The organism is Chryseobacterium sp. SORGH_AS_0447 (assembly GCF_030818695.1).
Taxonomy (GTDB): domain Bacteria; phylum Bacteroidota; class Bacteroidia; order Flavobacteriales; family Weeksellaceae; genus Chryseobacterium.
Map to the genome: position 1 here is coordinate 722711 of NZ_JAUTAR010000001.1, position 22752 is coordinate 745462.

The 22752-nt window shown below is 41.6% G+C and carries 17 protein-coding genes, 1 pseudogene and 1 riboswitch; of the genes and pseudogenes, 10 read left to right on the forward strand and 8 right to left on the reverse strand.

All coding sequences use genetic code 11. The features are described 5' to 3' along the window. Nucleotides 1–51: 51 nt before the first annotated feature. Nucleotides 52–2169 carry an outer membrane beta-barrel family protein gene (locus tag QE422_RS03495; RefSeq protein WP_307455075.1) on the reverse strand — a complete coding sequence of 706 codons (2118 nt, stop codon included), beginning with the start codon at nucleotides 2167–2169 and terminating at the stop codon, nucleotides 52–54. Nucleotides 2170–2435: 266 nt separating this feature from the next. Between QE422_RS03495 and QE422_RS03500 the strand changes: the two genes are divergently transcribed. Both QE422_RS03500 and QE422_RS03505 read left to right on the forward strand, forming a co-directional pair. Next, nucleotides 2436–3452, forward strand: coding sequence for a sensor histidine kinase (locus QE422_RS03500; protein WP_307455076.1), 1017 nt, complete (start codon nucleotides 2436–2438; stop codon nucleotides 3450–3452). Then, nucleotides 3445–4131, forward strand: coding sequence for a LytTR family DNA-binding domain-containing protein (locus QE422_RS03505; RefSeq protein WP_307455078.1), 687 nt, complete (start codon nucleotides 3445–3447; stop codon nucleotides 4129–4131). The genes QE422_RS03500 and QE422_RS03505 overlap by 8 nt, the downstream gene beginning before the upstream one ends. 52 nt (nucleotides 4132–4183) lie before the next feature. Here the strand turns inward: QE422_RS03505 and QE422_RS03510 are convergent, their stop codons facing one another. Together QE422_RS03510 and QE422_RS03515 are read right to left on the reverse strand one after the other, a co-directional pair. Further along, the gene (locus QE422_RS03510; RefSeq protein WP_307455079.1) at nucleotides 4184–6454 is read right to left on the reverse strand and encodes an aconitate hydratase; all 2271 of its coding nucleotides are present in this window, start codon (nucleotides 6452–6454) and stop codon (nucleotides 4184–4186) included. 309 nt (nucleotides 6455–6763) lie between these two features. Next, nucleotides 6764–9547 carry a bifunctional aconitate hydratase 2/2-methylisocitrate dehydratase gene (locus QE422_RS03515; RefSeq protein WP_307455081.1) on the reverse strand — a complete coding sequence of 928 codons (2784 nt, stop codon included), beginning with the start codon at nucleotides 9545–9547 and terminating at the stop codon, nucleotides 6764–6766. Nucleotides 9548–9873: 326 nt separating this feature from the next. Between QE422_RS03515 and QE422_RS03520 the strand changes: the two genes are divergently transcribed. From QE422_RS03520 to QE422_RS03535, 4 genes and pseudogenes are all read left to right on the forward strand, one after another. Next, a complete protein-coding gene (locus tag QE422_RS03520) occupies nucleotides 9874–10644 on the forward strand; it encodes a WG repeat-containing protein (protein ID WP_307455084.1) in 771 nt (256 codons plus the stop codon). A gap of 284 nt (nucleotides 10645–10928) precedes the next feature. Further along, a riboswitch (TPP riboswitch) is annotated at nucleotides 10929–11020 on the forward strand. A gap of 102 nt (nucleotides 11021–11122) precedes the next feature. Then, nucleotides 11123–13227: pseudogene (locus tag QE422_RS03525) on the forward strand (TonB-dependent receptor). A 352-nt stretch (nucleotides 13228–13579) separates the two neighbouring features. Continuing rightward, a complete protein-coding gene (locus QE422_RS03530) occupies nucleotides 13580–14365 on the forward strand; it encodes a hypothetical protein (protein WP_307455085.1) in 786 nt (261 codons plus the stop codon). Next, on the forward strand, nucleotides 14365–14889 hold the full coding sequence (locus tag QE422_RS03535) for an acyl-CoA thioesterase (RefSeq protein ID WP_307455087.1): 525 nt from the start codon (nucleotides 14365–14367) through the stop codon (nucleotides 14887–14889). The genes QE422_RS03530 and QE422_RS03535 overlap by 1 nt, the downstream gene beginning before the upstream one ends. Here the strand turns inward: QE422_RS03535 and QE422_RS03540 are convergent. Continuing rightward, on the reverse strand, nucleotides 14879–15238 hold the full coding sequence (locus tag QE422_RS03540) for a DUF1648 domain-containing protein (RefSeq protein WP_307455089.1): 360 nt from the start codon (nucleotides 15236–15238) through the stop codon (nucleotides 14879–14881). The genes QE422_RS03535 and QE422_RS03540 overlap by 11 nt on opposite strands. A gap of 96 nt (nucleotides 15239–15334) precedes the next feature. Between QE422_RS03540 and QE422_RS03545 the strand changes: the two genes are divergently transcribed. The 4 genes from QE422_RS03545 (at nucleotide 15335) to QE422_RS03560 (ending at nucleotide 19950) form a co-directional block, all read left to right on the forward strand. Continuing rightward, nucleotides 15335–16264, forward strand: coding sequence for a 2-hydroxyacid dehydrogenase (locus tag QE422_RS03545; protein WP_307455091.1), 930 nt, complete (start codon nucleotides 15335–15337; stop codon nucleotides 16262–16264). A 183-nt stretch (nucleotides 16265–16447) separates the two neighbouring features. Beyond that, entirely contained in the window at nucleotides 16448–17704 is a 1257-nt protein-coding gene (locus QE422_RS03550; RefSeq protein WP_307455092.1) for a serine hydrolase, read from the forward strand. A 25-nt stretch (nucleotides 17705–17729) separates the two neighbouring features. Further along, entirely contained in the window at nucleotides 17730–19487 is a 1758-nt protein-coding gene (locus tag QE422_RS03555) for an Ig-like domain-containing protein (protein ID WP_307455094.1), read from the forward strand. A 4-nt stretch (nucleotides 19488–19491) separates the two neighbouring features. After that, the gene (locus QE422_RS03560; protein ID WP_307455096.1) at nucleotides 19492–19950 is read left to right on the forward strand and encodes a heme-binding domain-containing protein; all 459 of its coding nucleotides are present in this window, start codon (nucleotides 19492–19494) and stop codon (nucleotides 19948–19950) included. A gap of 98 nt (nucleotides 19951–20048) precedes the next feature. On the opposite strand, the gene QE422_RS03565 is transcribed toward QE422_RS03560, so the two are convergent. Genes QE422_RS03565 through QE422_RS03580 form a run of 4 tightly spaced genes read right to left on the reverse strand, consistent with a single transcriptional unit; the run spans nucleotide 20049 to nucleotide 22727 of the window. Continuing rightward, the gene (locus tag QE422_RS03565; RefSeq protein ID WP_307455097.1) at nucleotides 20049–20564 is read right to left on the reverse strand and encodes an NUDIX domain-containing protein; all 516 of its coding nucleotides are present in this window, start codon (nucleotides 20562–20564) and stop codon (nucleotides 20049–20051) included. Further along, nucleotides 20561–21475, reverse strand: a complete 915-nt coding sequence (gene xerD, locus QE422_RS03570; protein WP_307455099.1) for a site-specific tyrosine recombinase XerD — start codon at nucleotides 21473–21475, stop codon at nucleotides 20561–20563. The genes QE422_RS03565 and xerD overlap by 4 nt, the downstream gene beginning before the upstream one ends. Nucleotides 21476–21488: 13 nt before the next feature. Next, complete coding sequence (locus QE422_RS03575) at nucleotides 21489–21911, reverse strand: dCMP deaminase family protein (RefSeq protein ID WP_307455101.1); 423 nt, start codon at nucleotides 21909–21911, stop codon at nucleotides 21489–21491. Nucleotides 21912–21959: 48 nt separating this feature from the next. Beyond that, nucleotides 21960–22727, reverse strand: coding sequence for an enoyl-CoA hydratase/isomerase family protein (locus QE422_RS03580; RefSeq protein ID WP_307455103.1), 768 nt, complete (start codon nucleotides 22725–22727; stop codon nucleotides 21960–21962). Between the last annotated feature and the right edge of the window lie 25 nt (nucleotides 22728–22752).

Sequence of the window (22752 nt, forward strand, 5' to 3'; positions counted from 1 at the left end):
TTTACATCCTTAATATGATCGTTATTGGTTAAAATCTAGTTTGAATAAAATCTATAATCTTTCCTTTTCCTCAAAGTTAATGGCCTTTTTCTGGATCTTCTTTTTCTTACCTCCGAAAGTATAGCTCACGCTCAGGCGGAAGCTTCTGCCGTCCCAGTAATTGTTCATGTGGTGTACACTGTCGGTGAAATAAATTTCTCCCCGGTACCGCTGGGCAAGGATATTGGTAACGGTTGCATTAATCTGTAGCTGCTGATGCATCAGCGAAATTTTAAATCCTGAAGAAAGATCGGAGAAATTATGAAAATAGTAATTGACGTTTCTGTAAGGGAGGCTTTGTTCGTAATTCAGGAAAAATGCCACTGTTTTATCTTTGTTCAGTGCAACGGTATTATTAATGGAATAGCTGAACGAAGTTCCTTTCTGAGGTTGTGCATCTAACCCGAAAATTTCAGAATTCTGTTTGCTTGCATTTATCGCAATCGCAGATTCCCAGCGTTTGAAAAAAGTATCGGTATAAGAAACATTCAGACCCAGCGAATTGGTGTTGTAATAATTAAGATACGTCGAGATCTGCGAAAGGCCGTCCTGGAAGGAAACCTGCCCGAATGCATTTTTCAGCCTGAGATAATAGAGACTGGCCGTCAGCTTATTGTTGAAGGTATAGCCAAGTTCCAAATTATTGATATAAGACGGCGTAAGCAAAGGATTTCCGGAAGAATAGGAATAAGGATTGGAATACCAGCGGAACGGATTAAGGCTGCTCATTCCCGGACGGTTGATCCTTCTGGAATACGCCAGGCTGAAAATATTTTTATCTTTCTTATACGAGACATAGGCGGACGGAAACCATTGGCCATACCGATACTGATTACCGGAACCTGTGGAAGGGGTGTAGCTTTCTGCCCGGGTATTTTCATAACGGAGCCCGGCTTTGGTTTCCCAGTGTTCGCCGAAATTTTTGGCATAACTGAAATAGGCGGCATAATTTTCCTCTTTATATTCAAAAAGATTGGCTCTGGCTGCATCAGCGATGTATCCGCTATCGGTCAGATTGAAATATTTTAAATCGGAATTGTTTTTAAATTGGTTAAACTTTGCCCCGGTCTCGATGGTCCCGAAGGAAAAAGGAAGCTCCAGGTCTGCCTGTACGGAAAATACCTGAGGCGCTACCAGGGAAAGGGTTTTTACATCCTGAACGGTATTATTAGAGAATTTTTGCGTAGAGAAATTCACTTCCGTATCGGAATTGTTTTTATAGAAATTTCCCATAATACTTAATTTTTTACCTAATGAATCAAGTTTGAGATCATAATAGGCACTTAGCGTGTGAGTGGGTTCCTTCTCGCGGTGGAATGTGTTCGTCAGAAGCATTTCTTCAGTAAGGTCTGGACTGATGTTCCGGGTGGTGTTAACGATGTCCATTCCCGATCTTTGGTGGGCATAAATATACTCAAACCCGGCTTCGGAATTTTTACTGATTTTGTAAGACATATTGATACTGGGAGTCAATTCGTTCCACATATCTTTTCTGATGGAGTTGCTGTAATTCTGTGTAGCTCCGATGATGCTGTAGTTTTCATTTGTACGTTTGGCGGAGTCATAATAGACAAGCTTCAGGCTGGTGCTGAACTTTTCGGTCTGGTAATTCAGCATTCCGGTGTTTCCGAATCCGGAATAGGTTCGCTGGATCAGGTTGGAGGTAAGACTGCCGCTGAATCCCAGGTTTGGATTTTTTTTAAGGATGATATTGATCAGTCCGCTGTTTCCCTGGGCTTCGTATTTTGCCGGAGGTGTGGTAATGACTTCTATTTTGGCGATGTTTTCCGATCGGATCGATTTGAGGTAATTCAGAAGGGCTTGTCCCGAAAGATTCAGCATTCTTCCGTTAATCATTACGCCAACGCTGCTTTTTCCTGTAATCGAAATGGTGCCGAGAGTTTCATCCACCTTGATCATAGGAACATTGGCTAAGGTTTCCGAACCGTCCATCCCCTGAGAAGCAATGGAAGCTTCCACATTAAAGATCATCCGATCTGCTTTCCTTTCCAGCAGCTTTTTCTTAACAAGGATTTCTACCTTTTCAATAGTACGGATGCTGTCTTTCTTTACTTGAGACCAAAATAATGAGGAAACCAGCAGGGCAGCCAAAACGGGAATGTTTTTCATAGTATTCTTTTTTGGCAAATGTATTCTGATGAAAGACAGGATAAAACAGCATTTAGATGTTCAGCGGTTTTCATCCGACAAAAAATGTTTCGTCGATGATTTTAGGGTGTTTGCCGATTTAAATAGGGAAAATGCCGCTGCCATGACTATTTTTGAACTATGAAAAATCTTATTCTTCTTCTAATGGAAAACAGGAATACCGTCGCTGTTTCACTATATTTACATGATACCTCCGTAGAAAGTATTTTTATTAATAACAAAAAACTATGATGAAGACGCATAAGCTTGTTTGGTTTCATATTTTTTTCTGGACGATTTATATTATCGGATCGGTAGTGATTCCTTATTTCGTATTCGATTCTGAAAAATCCCTGACGTTTAAAATCACCTTTTTTCTTACCAGCTTTATATCCTTTTACGTCAACTATTTTTTTATTGTTCCCCGGTTTTATGAGCCGGATAAGATTTACAAGTCTGTTATTGCCTTTTTGCTAAGCGTAACCTGCTTTGTTATCGTTCGCTATTCTATAGAAGAGGTGCTGCTGCCTGCGACATTGGGATTCAGGAATTACGATCCGGATACGGGAATTGCCTATTATTTTTTCGATAACATTTTTTTCAGCAGCACGGCCATTTTCATCAGTACGACATTCTGGTTTCTTCAATACTTTATCCGGGCAGAATCTGAAAAGGCAGAGCTCATCGAAGCCAGAAAAACCGCAGAGCTGCAGGCCTTAAAAACCCAGATTAATCCGCATTTTATTTTTAATTCTCTAAACAATATTTATTCGCTGGTGTATCAGAATTCCGAAAAAGCTTTACCGGCCATTGAAGAATTAAGCAGGCTGCTGAGGTACAGCACAAAAGACCTTACTGAAGATGCCATTACTTTAGATAAAGAAATCGGGTATATCGACAGCTTAACAGCGCTGGAAAAACTGCGGATTAAAAAACCCGAGTTGCTGATTATTGAAAAGCACATCAGCCATCCCGAACTGAAAATTTCCCCGATGATTTTGGTTCCGTTTGTGGAAAATGCTTTCAAACACGGAGATTTCCGGGATAAAGGTTTTGAGATGAAGATTTCCGACCGCCATAAAGTATTGCACTTTTATCTGTTAAATTATAAAAATGAAAGGATGAAAGATGAGGTTTCGGGCATCGGAATTGAAAATGTAAAGAAAAGACTGTCGATTCTTTATCCCGGTAAGCATGAACTGAATATAAAAAATTCCGAAACAGAATTTGCGGTAGACTTAAAAATAGATTTGCGGAATGAATAAAATTAAATGTGTCATTGTCGACGATGAGCCGCTGGCCATTTCGCTGCTGGAAAGCTACGTGAATAAAGTGCCGTTTCTGGAACTTGTTTTCTCCACAGAAAATCCGATTGAGGCAATGGAATATGTCCAGAACAATGCATCCGACCTAATTTTCCTGGATATTCAGATGCCGGAGCTTACGGGAATCAATTTTATGAAAATTCTCGGCGACCGGAAAAAGTATATCTTAACGACGGCTTACTCGGAATATGCTTTGGAAGGATATGATCATCACATTATCGATTATCTGCTGAAGCCTGTCCCGTTTGAAAGGTTTTATAAAAGCGTACTGAAAGCGCAGGAACGTTTTATGCCGGCTGGTTCCGCAGAACCGACTCATTTTTTTGTAAAGTCTTCAGGGCAGCAGCACCGGATTAATTTTAAAGATATCCTGTATGTGGAAAGCATCAGGGACTACGTCAATGTCAAAACCAGGGAGCAGGAATATATCGTATTGGATACCCTGAAGTCGATGGAGCAGCAGCTTCCCGAAACTTCTTTTTTGAGAATACATAAATCCTTCATCGTAAATTTAAATCAGATTAAGAACGTAACCACAAGAAAGATTATGCTGATTACCGAGCAAGAAATTCCGGTAGGAGAGAGCTACCGGATGCATCTTTTAACCAGAATAAAATAAAAAAGCAGTTTCCAACGAAACTGCTTTTTTTATGATTAATTAACTCTAACAATTAATTTTTCTCCTGTTGTTTGATCAGATTCAGGGCAGAACCTGCTTTGAACCATTCGATCTGTTGATCGTTGTAGGTATGGTTGGCCAGAACAATGTCTTTGCTTCCGTCGGTATGAATGAATTCCAATGTCAGCTGTTTTCCCGGAGCAAACTGATCCAGATCCAAGAAGTTAACAACGTCGTCTTCCTGTACTTTATCGTAATCTGCTTCATCGGCAAACGTCAACCCAAGCATTCCCTGCTTTTTAAGGTTGGTTTCATGAATTCTGGCAAATGATTTTACCAATACTGCTTTTACGCCAAGGTGTCTTGGTTCCATCGCCGCATGCTCTCTGGAAGATCCTTCCCCGTAATTCTGGTCTCCGACTACAATAGAAGGGATTCCGGCCGCTTTATAAGCTCTCTGCACCGCAGGAACTTCGCCATATTCGCCGGTCAGCTGGTTTTTTACTTTATTGGTTTCCATGTTATAGGCGTTTACCGCGCCGATCAGCATGTTATTGGAAATATTATCCAGGTGGCCTCTGTATTTCAGCCAAGGTCCCGCCATAGAAATATGGTCAGTTGTACATTTTCCGAAAGCTTTGATTAAAACCCTTGCTCCGGTAATGTTCTGGCCGTCCCATGCAGGGAATTCTTCAAGCAGCTGAAGCCTGTCGGAAGTAGGGCTTACATTCACCACTACGCTTGACCCGTCTTCAGAAGGAGCCTGGTAGCCGTTGTCTTCTACGGCAAAACCTTTTGAAGGAAGCTCAGAGCCTTTAGGCTCATCCAGTTTTACCTGTTCGCCGTTTTCAGCCGTTAAGGTATCGGTAATCGGATTAAAATCCAATCTTCCGGAAATTGCGACTGCAGCTACCAATTCAGGAGAAGCTACAAAAGCATGCGTATTCGGGTTTCCATCCGCTCTTTTTGCAAAGTTTCTGTTGAATGAGTGGATAATGGAGTTTTTCTCCCCTTTTTCAGCACCTTCCCGGTCCCACTGTCCGATACAAGGTCCGCACGCGTTGGTAAAGATTCTTGCATTTTCAAATTTCCTGAAAGAATCCAAGAATCCGTCTCTTTCAGCCGTATATTTTACCTGTTCCGAACCTGGGTTGATTCCTAAAATAGCTTTTGGCTTAACCCCTTTTGCTACAGCATCTTCTACGATAGAAGCGGCTCTCGAAAGGTCTTCGTATGATGAGTTGGTACACGAACCGATCAATGCCCATTCCACTTCCAGCGGCCATCCGTTAGCTTCCGCTTTGGCTCTGAATTCAGAAACCGGAGTCGCTAAATCCGGAGTAAATGGCCCATTTAAATGCGGCGTAAGCTCCGAAAGGTTGATTTCAATTAATTGGTCGAAATATTGTTCAGGATTGGCATATACTTCAGGGTCACCTGTCAAGTGCTCGGCAATCTGATCTGCGGCATCCACCACATCCTGTCTGCCTGTAGCAGCCAGATACCTTCTCATGGAATCGTCGTACCCGAAAGTAGACGTGGTAGCACCTACCTCAGCACCCATGTTACAGATAGTCCCTTTTCCGGTGGCTGAAAGCGATTCCGCTCCTTCACCGAAATATTCTACGATGCAGCCGGTTCCCCCTTTTACAGTAAGGATTCCTGCTACTTTTAAGATCACGTCTTTCGGAGCAGTCCATCCGGACATTTTACCGGTAAGTTTTACCCCGATCAGTTTTGGCATTTTAAGCTCCCAGGCCATTCCGGCCATTACATCTACGGCATCCGCACCACCGACACCGATGGCTACCATTCCTAATCCTCCCGCATTTACCGTATGGGAATCGGTACCGATCATCATTCCGCCCGGAAAGGCATAATTTTCAAGCACGACCTGATGGATAATTCCTGCGCCCGGCTTCCAGAAACCGATTCCGTATTTATCACAAACAGAGCTCAGGAAATTGAAAACTTCTGAGTTTTTATTGATTCCTTCCTGTAAATCAGATTCCGCGCCTACTCTTGCCTGGATCAGGTGGTCAGCATGGGCCGTTGAAGGAACAGCTACTTTTGCTTTTCCGGCCTGCATGAACTGTAGCAGTGCCATCTGTGCCGTAGCATCCTGCATCGCTACCCGGTCCGGAGCAAAATCTACATAAGAATTTCCTCTTTCATATTCCTGGGTTGCATTTCCTTCCCACAAGTGCGTGTAAAGGATTTTCTCTGAAAGTGTCAATGGCTTTCCTGTAATCTGTCTTGCCGCAGCAATTCTTTCAGGATAACGCTCATACACTTTTTTGATCATGTCAATATCAAAAGTCATATCTAATTTATTTTTTCTTTTTTATACTTCCGTGGTTTGCTAAACCATAACGGAAAATGCTAGTCTCTTTTATTCAGCAAAATCTGTTCCTCCGGCCTCTGAAAAGAAATAAATATGCTGATGATCAAGATTATTAATAGGCTTCAATTTAAGAAAAAATAAAATTTTGATGATTGATTTAGGTTAAAATAATTTGGGCCCGGTCTTAAATAGAAATGTTCTAAACAAAAAAGAAAGATTCCGATCCGTACGGATCAGAATCTTTCAGATATTGATGTAAACAGTCCTGCTGTTTAGGATTAAAATAAATTAGTGAGCACTTGTGCTGGTAAGCTCCTTGATGGAAGGTACAAAGGTCGTAAGGTCGATACCTTCTACCGCTGCTTTGTATTCATCGATATTTGGAATACGCCCGATGATCGCGGATAATACCACAACCGGGGTAGAGGCCAATAAAGATTCTCCTTTTTTACGTTCGGAATCTTCCACAACTCTTCCCTGGAACAGACGGGTAGACGTAGCCATTACCGTATCTCCTTTTGCTGCTTTCTCCTGGTTCCCCATACAAAGGTTACATCCCGGACGCTCTAGGTACATCATGTTTTTGTACTCAACACGGGCTTCTCCTTTAGGTGCCTGATCATCAAATTCGAAACCTGAATATTTCTCAAGGAATTCCCAGTCTCCTTCCGCTTTCAGTTCGTCGATGATATTATACGTAGGAGCAGCTACGACAAGCGGTGCTTTAAATTCGATGGTTCCGTTTTTCTTTTCGATGTTTTTAAGCATCTGGGAAACGATCTTAAGGTCACCTTTGTGAACCATACATGATCCTACAAAGCCCAGATCTACTTTTTTCTCCCCTCCGTAGAACGTCAGATCTCTGATGGTATCGTGGGTATATCTTTTGGAAACGTCGTCGTTATTTACATCCGGATCGGCAATCATCGGTTCTACGATTGCGTCAAGGTCTACCACCACTTCAGCATAATACTTTGCATTGGCATCCGGAGTAAGAGCCGGTTTTTCTCCTGATCTGATCTCTGCAATTCTCTTATCTGCTTTGTCGATCAGTCCCTGAAGAACCTGGTTTTTGTTATCCATTCCTTTATTAATCATGATCTGGATTCTGCCTTTTGCAATTTCCAGAGATTCGATTAAGGTATCATCTTCAGAAATACAGATCGAAGCTTTAGCCTTCATTTCTGCAGTCCAGTCGGTAAAAGTAAATGCCTGGTCAGCAGGAAGCGTTCCGATATGAACCTCGATGATTCTTCCCTGGAATACGTTTTCCCCGCCAAACTGCTTCAGCATCTGAGCCTGGGTCGCATGAACCACGTCACGGAAATCCATGTGTTCTTTCATGTTTCCTTTGAAGGTTACTTTTACGGACTCAGGGATCGGCATTGACGCCTCACCGGTTGCCAGTGCAAGAGCTACGGTTCCGGAATCTGCTCCGAAAGCTACCCCTTTGGACATTCTGGTGTGAGAATCCCCTCCGATGATGATCGCCCATTCGTCGATCGTAATATCGTTTAGAACTTTGTGGATTACGTCGGTCATGGAATGGTACTGGCCTTTCGGGTCACGCGCCGTAATCAATCCGAAATCATTCATGAATTTCATCAGCTTAGGAATATTCGCCTGTGCTTTTTTATCCCATACGGAAGCTGTGTGGCATCCTGACTGATAAGCGCCGTCCACTACCGGAGAAATTACGGTAGCCGCCATAGATTCCAGCTCCTGTGCAGTCATCAGACCAGTAGTATCCTGTGAACCTACGATGTTTACCTGTACTCTAACGTCTGAACCTGCGTGAAGCACTTTACCGGGAGTTACCCCTACAGCGTTTCTGTTAAAGATTTTTTCAACAGCCGTTAAGCCCTGTCCGTCGTGAGAGATTTCTTTTGACGGTGCAAAAACCTGAGGCGCTTCAATTCCTAAAACCTGTGCGGCAAAAGTTTGCAGTTTTTTACCGAAAACGATGGCGTAAGATCCTCCGGCTTTGATGAATTCCATCTTTTGCGGAGTAAACGATCTGGAAAGATCGATCAGTTCCTCGTTTCCTTTATAAAGTTTCTTTTCTTTTGTATTGATGGTTAAAACCGTTCCTGTTGCCACTGAATACGCTTCTTCCAGAACGATTTCGCCGTTTTCGTTGCGAATCGGGTTTCCGTTTTCATCTGTCTTCTTCACCCAGTTTTTAAGGTCGATTCCGATACCTCCGGTTACGTCTACAGTTGTCAGGAAGATCGGGGAGATTCCGTTGGTACCTCCTACAATTGGTGCAATGTTTACGAAAGGTACGTAAGGACTTGCCTGCTTACCGGTCCATAATGCGACGTTGTTTACCCCGGACATACGGGACGATCCTACCCCCATAGTTCCTTTTTCTGCAATCAGCATAACGCTGGCATCAGGATACTGTGCCTGTAAAGCTTTAATTTCGTCCTGCGCCTGAGGCGTGATCATGCATTTACCGTGAAGCTCACGGTCTGATCTTGAGTGCGCCTGGTTTCCCGGCGATAAAAGATCTGTCGAAATATCACCTTCCCCAGCAATATAGGTTACGACTTTAATTTCCTCAGCCACTTCCGGAAGTTTGGTGAAAAATTCCGCCTTTGCATAGCTTTCAAGGATTTCTTTTGCGATTTCGTTACCGCTATGGTATGCTTCCTTCAGTCGGTTGGTATCCGCTTCATAAAGGAAAACCTGTGTTTTAAGAACTTCAGCAGCCTGTCGGGCAATCGCTGCATCATGACCAAGAGCAAGATCCAGCAATACTTCGATCGATTTCCCGCCTTTCATGTGGGATAACAGTTCGAAGGCATAAGCCGGAGAGATTTCTTCAACTAAAGACTCACCGAGAATAATTTCTTTTAAAAATTCAGCTTTTACAGCGGCTGCACTGGTGGTCCCAGGCAAAGTGTTGTAAATAAAAAACTTAAGAGAGTCAGCCCTGTATTCGTTGGCTGTATCTTTTATCTGTGCGATGATCTCGCTTAATAATTCGGCACTGTCAATAGGTTTTGGGTGAAGTCCCTGATTTTTTCTTTCTTCAATTTCTTGGATGTAATCCTGATAAATGTTCATAATAATAGAAGTCTTTTCAATCTTTAAGAGAATATACCCGTGGCTTCTTTTGTCCGTAAAAGTCAGGATAAGAATCGGCTATACTCCGTAATTATTTCAGAAGGTACTAAATAACAAGGTGTTTCCGGATCCTGACGTAAGAGAATTTTGCACATGATTATGTCAAAAATCTGTTTCAAAGATGATTTTATTATTTAAACCCCTGAAAATGTTTCCAAATTTACGGAATTTTCGTATTTTCTATAACTTAAATTATTTAGATTCTTTATAAATATGTATTTTATATTTTCTATTTTTGCCTGAATTTTGCAGAACCAGTGATGATTATGAAAAATGTAGCTTCGATTTTATGCCTTTTTATTTCGCTTTCCGTTTTTTCCCAGACTAAAGTCATAAAGAAAATCCCGATAAAAGATGTGGCCAAAACGCCGGTTACAAATCCCGGGCAAAAAACAAAAGGAGCACCGGACCTGCCGGTTCTTTATTCCGAACTCCCGGTGTTGATTCCCAAGAAAAAGAACGGAAACTTCGGATACGTTAATCAGAAAGGGAAATTCATTATTCAGCCTGAGTATCATATTGCCGTATTCTTCTATGAGGACTGCAACCTTTTAAATTCACCCAACGAAAAGTTGAGAAAATTCGGGACCGCCGAATATGCTACCGTCGAGAAAAATGAAATCTCTTACCGGGTCGACCGGAAAGGAAAAAGGGTGTACCAGTACAAACAGGCAGACCTTGGAAAATGTATTCATAAAGATTATATACAGCAGCTTTTTCAGGTGTACACCATGAACGGCTTTTTCGGACTCATTGAAAAATCCACCTTTAAAGATCCGCAGGACTACAAGCAGTTCAAAATTTATCCGCAATACGATTATCTATTCATTCTGGAAGGAGACGACGTGGGCAACCCGATGATTGTTGCCTCTAAAAACAACACGTTCGGAGTTATTGATGTAAACGGAAACGTAATTATCCCGTTTGAATATGCTGATATCAAAAGAAATTTCAGCTGGAAGCTCGGCCGGATGTTTGAGGTTTCCAAAGACGGGAAAAACTATTTCTATGTCGATCAGCGAAACAAAACATACTGATGATGATTTTCATCTGATTTCATTGGATTCCATCGGATTCCATCGGATTACATCGGACTTCATCCGATGCTGTTTTAAGCCGCCCCTTTGGGGCTGGCCGGTTTTTACAAATTTTTTTGTAAAGAAAGATTTCCATTTAATAAAATTTTGTTCGTCATTTATCTGCGTCGTAAATTTAAACCATAAACCATAAACCATAAACCATAAACCATAAACCATAAACCGTAAACCATAAACCATAAATCCCCTCTTCTTTGTTTTCGTAAATTTTTTGTAATTTCGCAGCTGAAATAAAGGGGTGCCGTCAAAAGCTGAGATTATACCCAATGAACCTGGAACGGATAATGCCGTTTAGGGAAACATTTAAATAATTGATAGATGATAATTGATAAATAATTTTATCACATCAATCATCTTTTATCATTCATCATTTATAATAATCTGCCCCTTTTATTCATTAAATGTTAAAATTTATAGAATGAAAGGATTATTTTTTTTAGGGCTTACCGTGGGCACATTTGCCTTCGTTCAGGCGCAGAACACCGATTCCATCAAGATAAAGGAAATTGAAGCCGTTAATTTTACCAAAAGACTTCCCGTTGCCAAAGAAATCATTAATGTTCAGAAAGATCTGGACAGCAGAAACCTGGGACAGGACCTTCCAATCTTACTGAAGAACCAGACTGCCGTAATCGCCACTTCCGATGCCGGAAACGGGGTAGGCTATACCGGGTTCAGGATCCGGGGCGTATCGGGAAGTGCGATCAATGTCATGATGAATGGCGTTCCGTACAACGACTCCGAAAGCCAGGGTACTTTTTTCGTGAATGTGCCGGACCTTACCAGCTCCGCTTCACAAATCCTGATCCAGAGAGGGGTGGGAACCTCCAACAACGGAGCGGCGGCATTCGGGGCCAGCATCAACGTGCTTTCCAGAGATCCGGAAGAAAAATTTTATGTAAAGACCGACGACAGCTACGGTTCGTTCAACACCTATAAATATGCTGCGGAGGTCGGTTCCGGGAAATTCTGGGGCAACCGCCTTTCCGTGATGGGAAGATATACCCATATCAACTCCGATGGGTACATCGACCGGGCTTTTTCAAAATTAAATTCCTACAACTTTACCGCTTTGTTTGAAGAGGGAAAAACGAGAATCCGCCTGATGGCCTTCGGAGGAAAAGAAAAAACCTACCAGGCATGGAATGGGATTGACCGCAAAACCTGGGAGACTGATCCGAAATTCAATTATTCAGGAGCAATCTACGATGCCGACGGCAATATTTCAAGCTTTTACAATAACGAAACGGATAATTACAGGCAGAACCATTACCAGTTGCTTTGGGAACAGAAATTCAACGAAAAATGGAACCTGGAAACCACACTGCATTATACCAAAGGAAAAGGGTACTACGAAAATTACAAACAAGGTGATCCTTTTGCAAGATACAATCTCCCGGATATGAACGGTAATAATTCTTCTGACTTCATCCGGAAAAAATGGCTGAATAATGATTTTTACGGAATCGTTTCAACTTTATACGGAAAATTGGGAATGGTGGATGTCAACTTCGGAGCCGTGGCCAACCAGTATTACGGAAGGCATTTCGGGAACGTAACCGGCGTTTTTCTGTTCCCCAGATCAACGAGTACGAATATTACCGCAACCGATCAGTCAAAAATGAAGTTGCAGGATTTGCAAAGGCCTTGCTAAAGCTCAATGATTTTGAGGTCTTTGGCGATCTTCAGCTCAGAAATGTTGACTACGATACCAAAATTATTACTGCCGGCGATGGCGAAGGAGCCGATCTGAACAAGAACTGGCTGTTTTTCAATCCGAAAGCCGGGATTAATTACCGTATTGGAAACGGAAAGGTATTCCTTTCGTATGCCCACGCCCACCGTGAACCGAACAGGGATGATTTATTGGCCAATAATGAGGTAAAAGCAGAAAAGCTTCACGATTTTGAAGCCGGAATCGAAAAACAAGTAGGTATTGTTTCATTTACTGCGAATTTATATTATATGTACTACGTCAATCAGTTGGTTTTAAATGGCGAACTGAATAATGTGGGTGCCTTCATCAGAACCAATTCTGGGAAAAGCTACCGCAGCGGGATCGAGCTGGGCGCGTTGGCAAAACTTTCAAAACAGTGGGAAGTTAACGGGAATGTAAGTTTCAGCAACAACAGGAACCTGGATTTTAAAGTGGAAAATGTCGACGGGATCCATGATCTTGGAAACACTCAGATTTCTTTCTCTCCGGACATTATTGCGAACCTGGCTCTGAAATTCAATCCTAATAAAAATTTCCAGTTTGCCCTGATGAATCAGTATGTAGGAAAACAATATCTGGATAATACGGAAGATAAGAGTCTTCAGCTGAAGGATTATTTCTTAACCGATTTCAACGCGCAGTACCAGTTTAAAATCAAGAACAACGACATTGCACTAAAGCTTCTGGTAAACAATATTTTCAATAAAAAATACGTCAACAACGGTGCGGTATGGGATGGCGATCCGTATTATTTTTCGCAGGCCGGTGCCAATTTTATGTTCGGGATCAGCTGGAAAATCCAGTAATCAATCAGACTATATGAATTCAATTATAGTACAGTAAAAAGTTAGATTTTTCAAGGCTGCTCCGGCAGTCTTTTTTTATTTTTCAGGAGCTTGATCGCGCTATCCACTGTATCTTTTTTGTTGCCTCTGCTTTTTCCGGCCGCAACAAAAAAGGATGCCGTTCCTATCGCGGCTAGGGCAGTCGTGATCGTTATTGCCGTTTGATATTCAAAACATCGGCCTTATTGTTAACATGAAAACTTCCATCATCCAGCCCATTAATATAGAGTTACTTCAGGTTCCCATTAAACTTGCGATCCTGAACCGCGCTCATGTATCAAAAGTCCCGAAAAAGTCATAAATTTGCTGCCAAATGAATATTTCAGCTTACATTTTAGAATATTTGAAACAATTCGGTACCGTTACGGTGCCTGGTTTCGGCGTTTTTTCCCTGGAAAATTCCAAGGCGATCATCAATTCGGAAAATGGGAGCATTCTACCTCCTGCCAGTACCATTGTCTATACCCCGAATTACGAGGCGCAGTCTGATGACCTGGCTGCTTTTATTGCCGGGCAGAAACAGATGACGCTGGAGGCTTCAAAAACGGACCTCCAGATCCAGACCGATTTCTGGAAAAAGAAACTCCAGGCAGAGCAGACACTGGAAGTTCAGGGTCTTGGCACCATCTATATTGAAGACGGAGTTACCCATTTCAAAGGAAACCGGCTGCAGTCGGACCATCCCGATTTTTACGGGTTGGAGGAAATCCGATTTTCCGATATGCATACCGGCAGTCCGAAATCTGTACCTCCTTCAACTACTGAAAAAGATTATCAGTTCAACAGGTCGATTCTCTGGGCTTTCCTGATTATCATTCCGGTGCTTGGGATTATTTATGTGGCTTATACCCAGCAGGAGCTTCTGTTTGGAAAAAAGTCATTTAATGATACTCCTATTTCCGTTCAGACCAAAACCCATAGGATTCAGAAAGATACGGTTAAAGTGCAGCAGCATGCAGCTCCGGTGGCGGATTCTTTAAAGAAAGATTCTGTCATCCAGAAAACGGTTCAGCCTGTAACCCAGAAAACCGTTCCGGTTCAGCCGGCAGTTAAAAGCGGGGCAAAAAATCAGGCAATTCCAAACAACACTAAGAAATAATGGCAAAAATAAAAAAAGCATCAGATTCCCTGACGGTCATGACGAATATCGTCCTTCCCAACGATACCAACCAGCTGCGAAACCTTTTTGGAGGCGAATTGCTGGCAAGAATGGACCGCTGTGCTTCGATTTCCGCAACCAGACACTGCGAGCGGAGAGTGGTAACGGCATCCGTAAACCATGTATCCTTCGATCATCCGATTCCGGAAGGTGGAATCGTGGTCATGGAATCCAAAGTTTCAAGGGCATTTTCTACGTCCATGGAAATCTATGTGGATGTATGGCTGGATGACCCGATCAACCGTAAGAAAATCCAGACCAACAAAGGGATTTATACTTTCGTCGCCGTAGATGAATTCAACCGTCCGATTCCAATCCCGGATATGGAACCGGAAACCGAGTTGGAAAAAGAAAGATATGCTGCCGCTTTACGGAGAAAAGAACTTTCCCTGATTCTTTCGGGAAGAATGAAGCCGGCAGAATCCATCGAGCTTAAAAAACTTTTCCAGGAACCTACGGAATAATTTCCTTTAAGGATAATCCACAGAAAATTAATGTTACCATTACAGATAAAGCCGACAGAAATATTTGTCGGTTTTTTATTGCCTTTTCCATCGAGGTTTCAAGGTAATTCTCATTTTTACGAAACATTTTCTGAGGAAAGAAGATGATCAGTCCAATAAAAACCAGGATCGCTGCATTAACAGCGACGCTCAGCCATAAATAAATTTTGTTCCCGAATCCATCGGCGCCCTCCGCAGAATAATGGATCGGAATCGTTTCCTGAACAGAAGGATATTTTACAGCTAATAAAATACAGTAGATCAGGAGCAGCAATACGGAGATTCCGAAAATTATTTTGTATGACTTCATAGAATGTAAAATTGGAAAAATTCTATCGCGCAAAATCAGTTTCTATTTCTTTGTAACTTACCTTTGCATTAACAAATATAAAGAATTATGTCTTCTATGAAAATACTGCTTTTAGATAAAAACCATCCTTTGATTACCGAACAGCTTACGGCTAAAAATTTTATTCTGGAAGAAGATTTTACGTCTTCATACGATGAGGTTTGCCAGAAAGTTGGAAGCTACGACGGGATCATTATCAGAAGCAGAATCCCTTTGGATAAAAATTTTCTGGAAAAAGCTAAAAATCTGAAATTTATCGCCAGGGTAGGAGCCGGAATGGAAAATATTGATATTCCCGTCGCTGAAAGACTGGGGATCCGGTTGATCAATTCTCCGGAAGGGAACCGTGACTCTGTGGCCGAACACGTTGTAGGAATGCTGCTGATTTTAATGAACAGGCTGTTTATCGCTTCGCAGGAAGTAAAAAACGGGATCTGGCTGCGTGAAGAAAACCGGGGAGACGAATTGCTGGGGAAAACCGTGGGGCTGATCGGCTACGGAAATATGGGAAAAGCTACGGCAAAAAGGCTTTCGGGTTTTGGCTGTAAAGTTATTTTCTATGATATTCTACCGGATCTTGCCGATGAATTTGCTACACAGGTTTCCCTGGAAGAACTGAAAGAAAGAGCGGAAGTGATCAGTCTGCATATCCCGCTGACGGAGCAGACGTATTATATGATTGATGGACCTTTCATTGCTGATATGAAACATAGTTTTTATTTTGTAAATACGGCACGAGGAAAGAATGTTGAAACGAAGAGTTTAGTTGAAGCATTAAAAGCCGGAAAAGTAAAAGGAGCCTGCCTGGATGTATTGGAATATGAGAAATCGTCCTTTGAAAATCTAGAAACCGAGAATGAAGATTTAAAATACCTCCTGGAATCTGAAAAAGCTATTGTAACACCGCATATTGCAGGATGGACGGTTCAGAGCAAAGAAAAGCTGGCCCAGGTAATCGTAGATAAGATTGTGGCATATTTTGTTTAGCGGATCTTTGACGGGATAAATGTAAAGCGGATAAGAAATATGCTGAACAAAGAATCCGGAATAAAATATTCAGGTAAAATTTTCCGTATCGGTTTTATGTTAAATAATTCATAATATATATCCAAGACTGAATAATTATTTTGAGTTTTACTAAATTGCCGCTCATTTTTGAAATTCCTGAGAATGCGTAATCTTGTACTTATTGTAGCTGTCTTCTTATCTGTTTTTTCCTGTAAAAAAAAATCTGAAAATCAGGATGCTGCCGTCGGCAGTACGACCAATCTTCCGAATTACGGAAATGTGGATTTTAGCAAGGCATTCACGCCGGCGGAAAGCCAGGTTCCGGATAAGGCATCACTCGTACGATACATCGATCAGTATTATAAAAAAGTATGGGAAAGAGGCGATCTCAGCGGAGGAATTTTAGTGGCAAAAGGAGATGACATTTTATATGAAAACTACCGTGGTTTTGCCAGGGAAGGGAATCAGAAGCCGATCGACCGGAATACCCCGCTCCACGTAGCTTCGGTTTCCAAAACATTAACGGCGATGGCCATGATGAAACTTATCGAGGCCGGAAAAATTAATTTATCGGATCCTCTGACGAAGTTTTTCCCGGGATTTCCTTATCCTCAGGTTACCGTTAAAACTTTGCTTGACCAGAGAAGCGGACTTCCGAAATATGAATACTTCATAACCAAGATACAGCCGGCTCCGGCTGAGCTTTCCAAAGCTTTCCTTACCAATGAAGATATTCTTAATATGCTCATTAAATATAAGCCTGCTTTGGCAAGAGATACAGATACGGGTTTTATGTATTGCAATACCAATTTCGCCATGCTGGCCCTGGTAATCGAAAAAGTAACCAAGACACCTTTCCCGCAGGCCATGAAAGAAATGATCTTCGATCCGCTGAAAATGAAGAATACCTACATTTTTCAGGAAAAAGATATTCCGACGGCTTCACAGTCATTTTACTACGGCGGAAGCAAGCTGTATCCTTTAGACAGACTGGATCTTATTTACGGGGATAAAAATGTATATACAACGCCGAGAGATCTGTACAACTTCTCAAAGGCGATGTTTTCAAAAGATTTCTTAAAGCCCGGGCTGATGGAACAGGTTTTTACGCCTTACAGCAATGAGAAATTCGGAATGAATAATTACGGTTTCGGTTTCAGAATGAAAATTTTTGACAACGGAGAAAAGCTGACCTATCACAACGGCTGGTGGCACGGTACAAACTCTGTATTTGCCCATTTGCTGAAATCCAAAGTCACCATTATAGCCATTGGGAATAAGTATTCCGGCAAGGTATATACGGCTCTGGCCTTATCAGGATTGTTTGAAGATTTCCCGCCGCAGAAAGACAAGCTTCACAGCATCATGAGCGATGAAAAAGATACATTAAAAGGACATGGCGAAGTTTATGGAGAATAATGTTTATTTTTGCGTAAACATATTCATGAAAAGATTCCTTTTTTTATTTGTTATCGGTTTTCTGTTGCAGTCTTGTGCAAGAGTGGGTTCGCCTATCGGCGGGACTAAAGATACACTGGCTCCTAAATTTTTAAGTTCCAACATCGATACGACGAGAATAAATGTTCCGAGAGATATCAAGGAGCTTCGTCTCGATTTTGATGAATATGTGACGCTGAAAGATGTAAATAAAAACCTCATCATTTCTCCGCCAATCAAGAATATCACCCGAATTATTCCTTCCAACATTGCCAATAAATTTGTCCTGATCCAGTGGAAAGATACGCTGCAGGCTAATACGACCTACAATTTTAATTTCGGAAATTCCATTGCCGATAACAACGAAGGAAATATTCTCCGGTATTTCAATTTTGCTTTTTCTACAGGAAACAAATTGGATGATCTGTACATCAGCGGTGATATCAAAGATGCTTTATCGACTAAAAAACCGGGCGAAAATAAATATGTTGTAGGACTGTATCAGGTAAAAGATACCATGAACTACAAACAAAAGCCTTACTATATTACGAAGGTAGATGACGATGGCTATTTTGAGCTGAATTACCTGTCGCCGGGAAAATACAGGATTATTGCTTTTGAAGATGAAAACGGAAACTCTATTTACGATCCGGGAAAAGAAAAAGTAGGATTCCAGAAAGATCCGGTAACGGTAGAAAAATCAATTTCCGGATTGAATCTTAAATTGTATCCATCCCGAAAGCCGGTGAAGTATCTTGAAATGAAAGAAAGCCCTGGAGGCGTACTGATGGCATTTGAAGGTAAACCAGAAGAAGTAAGGGTACAGCCACTCAATGAAAAGATCAAAGATTATAAAGTTACCCACGCTCCAAAATCCGATACGGTAAGAATCTGGTTTGACGCCGTAAAAAGTGATGTAGGTCAGACGGCTACGGAAAACCTTAAATTCGGCTATAATGCAGGAGTGGGAAAAAAAGATTCCCTATACAGTGCCTCGCTGTTTTATAAATACAATGCCAAAAATGCAATGGACATCAACAGCGATAATGGCGGAAGCCTGCTTCCTCCGGGAGAAGACTTTAAGATCAGTTCCAATTATTATATCGACAAGATCAGTACCGATAAATGGATTTTCAGAACAGCAGGCGACAGCTTGAATACCATTCCGTTTACAGCTAGAATCTCCGACAAAAATCCTTATCAAATCTTGGTAAAAGCAGACTTCATAGCAGGAAAAAAATACCAGCTTACCGTTCCTAAAGAAACCGTTTCTTCTTTTTATGCTAAAAATTCGCAGTCAAAGCGTTTTGATTTTGAAGCAGATAAAGTTGAAAACTACGGAAGTCTGAAATTTATATTGCAGAATGCACCTGCTTCCAGCTATTGGATTCAGCTGTTGGATACTACGGATAAAGTGCTTTATCAGAAATATGCGAAAGGCAGCGAAGTAAAATTTGATATCCTGAAGCCGGGAGAATATATTGTACGAATTCTTGTAGACAACAACGGAAACAGCTACTGGGATGAAGCGGATTTCCAGAATGATGTTTTTGCCGAAGATTCCTATATTTATTACAAGACAGCCGTGGTAAGGCCGCTTTGGGACAGCAACGAAAACTGGGACCTGAAAGATACCAGAGTACTGGATACTTCGAAATTGAGTTTCCCGAAAACCAATACCACAACACCAAAAGATACAAAGAAACCGGATCTTAAGAGCAATAATACATTGCTTACGCCTAACGGGTCCACGCTTACCAGGTAATAGTATGAAGATGTTTAAGAAAATCCTGTTCTGGAGTCTGATCGGGTTTGCCATGATTCAGTTTATACCTACGGATAAGGTGAATCCTCCGGTGGATCGTAAAGTTAACTTTACCGATGTTCAGAAAACGCCGGAAAAGATTCAGGGATTGCTGAAAGGAGCATGTTACGATTGCCATTCGAATGAAACCGTTTATCCCAAATATGCTTACATTGCGCCTATTTCATGGTCGGTAAAAAGCCATGTGAACGAAGGACGGGAGCATCTTAATTTTTCCATTTGGGGAACGTACAATAGAGATCTGAAAGAAAGCATGCTGAATAAAGCAATCCAGACGGTTCATAATAAAACCATGCCGATGCCGGGATATATTGTTTATCATAAGGAAGCGAATTTATCTGAAGCAGAAAGGGCACTACTTTCAAAGTATTTTGAGGAAATACTCAAATCCAAGACATTCTAAAAAATTCAATCAAATAAAAAATCCCCCGCAGATTTACAGAATAAGAGAAAAATGATCTCTTTGACGTAAATCTGCGGGGAATATATTTTAAAGAATACTTATTTATTTTTTATATATTCTTTGAAAAATTTCTTTTGAGAATCGAAAGCCAGATCTTCGAGGTCGAGTGTTTCCAAAGGAATCCACACGGTTTCCGAGATTTCGGAAAGCTCAAGATCTACTTCGAATTTTTCCGAAACGCTGTATTCATAAAAAAGATCGATCGTATTATAATCAATTTCTTTGTACTGATAGAGGTTCGGAAGGCTCGTCAGGTATTTTAAATTTGAAATATCCACATCAAGCTTCAGTTCTTCGAAAAGCTCTCTTCGGCAGGTCTCTTCCGCACTTTCTTTGGGGTCTACAAAACCTCCGGCGAGGTCCAGCTTTCCTTTTTTAGGATCTCTGTTTCTCCGGGTGAGGTAGATTTCGTCTTCATGCCTGATGACTACCGCCACTGCACCAGCCACATTGTTATACAAAGAGAACTGGCAGTTGGGACAGCTCCATTTTTTCTCACCGTCCCAGTGGAGAGATTCTTTACCGCAGCTTGGGCAGTATTTCAATATTTTCATTGTGCAACTTTAGCATTTCTCGGGTGATATGTGAGAATAACGTCCCGAAGTTCTTCTGTTTTCAGATGGGTATAAACCTGAGTGGTGGTAATGCTGGAATGGCCAAGCATTTCCTGGATAAAACGCAGATCTGCACCGTTCTGAAGCAGGTGGGTAGCAAAAGAATGCCTGAAGGTATGCGGCGAAATCTTTTTGCTTACGCCGGCCTTATCCGTCAGTTCCTTTATAATTAAAAATACGATTACCCTGGACATCGATGTTCCGCGGCTGTTGAGGAATAAGGTATCTTCATGCTTCTTATTGACCTTACCTTTGGAACGGATCTCATTGATGTAGCATTTTACCAGTTCCGCTGTAAAATCAGCCAAAGGGACGAAACGTGTTTTATTTCCTTTCCCGGTTACCTTAATATACTGCTCTTTAAAATTGATGTTGGAAATTTTCAGGTCGATAAGTTCCGAAACCCGGAGCCCGCATCCGTATAATACTTCGATAATGCAGTGGTTTCTCCTTCCGAGATCCGTGTTTACTTCGATGGCGCCGATGATCCGGTTGATATCGCTAAGGCTTAACGTATCCGGCAGGTAAAGACCGAGTTTAGGACCTTCCAGTAGAGAGGCTGGATTATCCTCACGGCATTCGTCCTCCAGTAAAAACTTGAAGAATGCTTTAATGGAAGAGATCCATCTTGCCTGAGATCTTTCGCTGAACTTCTGTTTGGAAAGATTGAAGATGTATTCCTGCAGATTTTCATAGCCTATAGAGTCCGGACCGACATTTTCCAGATCTTCTTCTGCGTATTCTTTTAATTTTCTGATGTCCCGAATATAGGCATCGAGTGTGTTTTCTGAAAAGTTTCTTTCGAAACGAAGGAAGATTTCAAAATCCTTAATTTTTTCATCCCATTTCATTGTTGTTGTTGTGTTATTTTTTTAGTTCATAGTCCGAAATTTGCTCTATTTCAATTTGGTGGTTTCTTAAAAATGATATCCCGTCATCATCCGAATACTCGTTGATGTAGACAAGCCGGGTAATGCCCGCCTGCAGAATCAGCTTGCTGCATTCTTTACAGGGCGAAAGTGTTAAATATAACGTGGCGCCTTTGGCAGACTGTGTGGAAGCCGCTAATTTTAGTATCGCATTGGCTTCTGCATGCAGCACATACCAGTGGGTTCTGCCTTCACTGTCTTCACAGCAGTTTTCAAAACCTGAAGGGGTACCATTGTAACCATCTGAAATAATCATCCTATCTTTTACGATAAGAGCTCCTACCTGCTTTCGTTTACAGTAGGAAAGTTTTGCCCATTCCTGAGCCATTTTTAGATAAGCTTTATCAAACTTATTCATACAGCAGCATTGTTGGTTTTCGAAATAATTTGTATTAAGGGTAAAAGGCTAGAAGCTTGGTTTTCTTTTTTCAAGAAATGCCGAAACTCCCTCTTTTTTATCGTCCATTTCAAAAAGCTCTCCGAAGTATTTAATCTCGGTTTCAAAGCCTTTATCCGTATCCGAAAGGTTGACAGCGTGAATCGCTTTTGAAATTGCCATGGGTGAATTGTTGGCAATCGTCTGGGCTAATTCTCTTGTTTTGTTAAGTAGTTCTTCTATTGGATATACTTCATTTACCAGTCCGATTTCTTTTGCTCTCGCAGCAGGAACCATTTTGGCGGAGAAGATCATTTCGTTGGCAATACCTTTTCCTACAAGCCTCGGCAGTCTCTGCGTTCCTCCGTAACCCGGAATTAATCCTAAGGTTACTTCCGGAAGCCCGAGTCTGGCGTTTTCCGATGCGTATCTGATGTGGCATGCCATGGCAAGCTCGAGACCTCCACCTAAAGCAAAACCGTTTACGGCTGCAATAACGGGCTTGGTCATATTTTCAATCTTATCGAATAAAGAAAGATGTCCGTTTTGGGCAAGTGCTTGCGCCTGTTCCTGTCCGAAATCACTGAATTCTTTTATATCTGCGCCGGCGACAAAAGATTTTTCGCCGCTGCCGGTAAGAATAATTACCCTGCAGGAAGTATCGGAATTCAATTCGTCCAGGGCCGAACTAAGTTCACTGATTGTTTTGGCATTCAGTGCATTTAAGCTTTCAGGTCTGTTAATAGTTATGACAGAAAGTTTCCCTTCTTTTTGTAATAATATATTTTCGTAATTCATTTTCCACTAATAAAATATTATTCAG